This is a genomic window from Ruegeria sp. CDSA089, from assembly GCF_059612205.1.
The window spans coordinates 1-1,861 of sequence record NZ_JBXWQD010000027.1 but is presented as its reverse complement, the minus strand read 5'-3'; the positions used below and the strand labels follow the sequence as shown (position 1 = coordinate 1,861).

Sequence of the window (1,861 nt, the reverse complement as noted above, 5' to 3'; positions counted from 1 at the left end):
CTGTCGGCCCTTGAACCGTGTTTTCGGTCGTCCCTGCGTCGAGGTCACCCAGCACCCGTTCTCATCCTCTGCTGTTTGCGATAGGACGGAGTTGGCCCTCGAAAGGGCCTCCTCGTAGTGATTGTCCATGATGTCCTGAAGCCAGATTTCGCAGTCGTCTCTCAAGAAGAAGTGCTGACCATCCATTATATGACCTCCACTTCGTTGAACCGAACGTCATCAGCAATATGATCACTGATATTCACGGGCTCAAAGTCTGGACCATGGATTTTACCTCGCTCGATCCAGTAACCGGACTTGACCCAGACCGCGCGTTGATAGTCTTTGCCGCCCCACTTGGCCTTTGTCTTCCGCCAATCGAGCTCATCCATGAGGTGCTTGGTTTGGTTGATGTTTCCTTTGAGGAGCGTCTGGACGAACGCAACCACTCCTGCTTCAGGCAAGGCGACGAGCCCGCTAGCATTCAGTTCTTCCTCCAACCGATCAACGATGGTGTCTCGGCTGGTCTGGTGCAGGCGTTCCATGGTTGGGGTCTGATGGTCGGCGATGTTAAGGCTCTTGGCGCTGAATCCTTCCGACAATTGTCTCTGCATCAAGGCGTTATAGACACTGGCCACGTTCGCCGGATCATCCAGGAACTGATGAACCTGACCGACAAGGTTCGAAAAATCATTGGCACGAGAGCCCCCTGATCGACCGTCATGGTTCACATCCATTACGAGGTAACGCCGCTCATCCTCACCGATCCATGACGGCCAGATGTTCGAGGTGAACAAGAAGCAGCACGACTGCTTTGCGCGTTCAGCTTCAATCCCCTTCCGCTCTATCAGAACGTAAGGGTCCGTGATGAAGGTCTTGATTGCGTTTTCCTGCGGCGATCCCGGCTTGATTTGGGTTTCCTCACACACCACAAGTTTGCTTGTCAGAACCGTGGCGTTGAACTGCTGCGTTAGCTTGCTGACGTTATTTGGAACGACGGTATTCGAAGTGCCAAAGAGTTCGGTCAGAATGCGTGCCGTTGTACTTTTCCCAGTACCTCTTCCACGCGAATACAGGAACGGAGCCCAAGCTGGCTTTTCTCCCTCGTTCTGAAGGCTCCATGCCAGCCAGTTCAGGAACTGCTCACGGTCATGCTCAAGTTGAAAGAACTCATCGAAGAACCGTCCGATGATGCCAAGCTCAGCGGAATTGATCCTGAGTTTGCGATATTCAGGTTCGACCCACGTGTTGGCTGCGACCGCACCCCGCGACCGTATCAGTCGGTTCGGGTTTCCGGCCTCACAGATTGCCGTTCCGTTCCAGACCTGAAACGACCGGTCGACGTCGGTATGCTGTGCTTCGATCAGAAACTTGAATAGACCTTTGACCAAGTCTTTGCTCAGTGGAACTTCAGGATGCTCGTCTCGTACCCGGTTCAGGATCATCCGCTCCACGTCATTGCGCGACAGTGGAACACTCAGATTCTCCACGTCGAAGAACTTGTTGTCCCTCCGAACGATCTGATCGCCATAGGCCTTTGCTAGACGTTGAACTTGCTCGGTTACCTCCGCTCCAGAAACTGGATTATTATTGGTTTCCATTGATGGTTATCTCCCATCATTGATGCTCCTGGCTTAGCCACGCACCCCGTATCAGGAGACGGCTGATTAGACCGTTTATGGGGGGCACGCACCAGGTGCATAATCGTGTTCTTTCCTTCTATAGTGTGCCCTGGAAGAATTCATGGGGCGAAAAGTGGCCTGAAACCCCATATTTTTATGGCTAAAATGGACTTCTAAGGTGCATTTTTCCTGCTGATGCAAAAAACGACCGAATTTGGCCGTGAAATTCACCTGAAATAAACGTCGATATCGGTCGCCAA

The 1,861-nt window shown here is 52.4% G+C and carries 3 protein-coding genes; all 3 read right to left on the bottom strand.

What is annotated here, in order from left to right:
• The coding region (locus AC2FJ6_RS20795) for a hypothetical protein (protein WP_480878631.1) at window positions 1–186 on the bottom strand (186 nt) is incomplete at its 3' end.
• Window positions 186–1,580, bottom strand: a complete 1,395-nt coding sequence (locus AC2FJ6_RS20790; RefSeq protein WP_496669856.1) for a primase-helicase family protein — start codon at window positions 1,578–1,580, stop codon at window positions 186–188. The genes AC2FJ6_RS20790 and AC2FJ6_RS20795, both read right to left, overlap by 1 nt.
• A 75-nt stretch (window positions 1,581–1,655) precedes the next feature.
• On the bottom strand, window positions 1,656–1,861 hold a 206-nt coding region (locus tag AC2FJ6_RS20785; RefSeq protein ID WP_480878627.1), incomplete at its 5' end, for a hypothetical protein.